Origin of the sequence: Citrobacter cronae (assembly GCF_016893685.1) — a bacterium.
GTDB lineage: Bacteria > Pseudomonadota > Gammaproteobacteria > Enterobacterales > Enterobacteriaceae > Citrobacter > Citrobacter werkmanii.
In genome coordinates, this window is record NZ_CP069763.1 from 4,158,140 (window position 1) to 4,159,243 (window position 1,104).

Sequence of the window (1,104 nt, forward strand, 5' to 3'; positions counted from 1 at the left end):
ACCACACAAACCACTGTACTAAAATCCGGGTCGGTCACGAAACAACCAGCTCTCATTTCAAAAGCTTCGAGGCTGCCTCGAGGATCTCTTCTGAACTGACATCACGATCAGAGGCTACATAAACTATTTTATGGTCTCCTGTCAGAGATGGGAATCCCGCTGACATCACGGGTAGGTGTGCTTTTTCCCCATTGGGAAACTCACGCATTATCGTAGTAATACCTTTCATTACGGTTACAACAACTGCTGGTTCTGCATTAAAAAAAACGATGACTTTTTTCATAATTTTACCGTGATGTCTCTTACAGAGATTGTCGGTTCAGCATACAAAAAAGGCTCCATAAGGAGCCTGAAATTTATTTTCTGAAATCTAACGAAGACTGAGCAGAACGAATGTACAGTGCAATATTATCAAATGTAATCATTGTTGATTTGCAAAAAATACATTTTGCTCCGAAAGGATTTTTTTCAGTAACATCAAAGTTTGACGTTCGGTACTGAGATCCGTGGCAACACGGACATCTGAAGTGAATATTATTAGTAATAACAGTTACCTTATACAGCCACGACATTAACTGCCGTGGGGCCTTTAGGTCCCTGTTCAACACTAAATTCAACTTCCTGATTCTCATTCAGCGTCTTGAAATCATTACTCTGGATCGCAGAGAAGTGAACAAACACATCTTTACTACCATCTTTTGGAGTGATAAAACCAAAACCTTTATCAGGATTAAACCATTTAACTAAACCAGTCATTTTATTAGACATAAACATTACCTTTATTGAGTAAGCCCTTGGGCAGAATGGTCCGAAAAAAAATTATCAGAGAGAAAAGCTAACAAGGAAATCTCAACAGGAACAAGGAATAAAATTATTACAGCGACTGCTTCAGATAAATTCGTCACAAACCAGACATTCATTAACGCATGATTAACCAAACATAGCAAGGTTTAGTTTTGTAAGTAAATCTCAGCGGGTTTTGTCCAAAAAAATTAATTTAAATAGCTTAAATCGAAAATTATGTCATGCTGCGTAAGACCTTTATCTATCACCCTAAGTTGTCAGGGATTTTTGACTCAAGGAAGAGTCGTATTTCCTTCATTG

General features: G+C 37.7%; 3 protein-coding genes. All 3 read right to left on the reverse strand.

Annotated elements, in window-relative coordinates:
- Positions 1-52: 52 nt before the first annotated feature.
- Complete coding sequence (locus JSN25_RS18000) at positions 53-283, reverse strand: hypothetical protein (protein ID WP_000756041.1); 231 nt, start codon at positions 281-283, stop codon at positions 53-55.
- 73 nt (positions 284-356) lie between these two features.
- On the reverse strand, positions 357-545 hold the full coding sequence (gene ymcF, locus JSN25_RS18005) for a cold shock small protein YmcF (RefSeq protein ID WP_204525747.1): 189 nt from the start codon (positions 543-545) through the stop codon (positions 357-359).
- Positions 546-555: 10 nt separating this feature from the next.
- Positions 556-768: a cold shock protein CspG gene (cspG, locus tag JSN25_RS18010; RefSeq protein ID WP_079224597.1), complete on the reverse strand. Its 213-nt coding sequence runs from the start codon at positions 766-768 to the stop codon at positions 556-558.
- Positions 769-1,104: the final 336 nt, after the last annotated feature.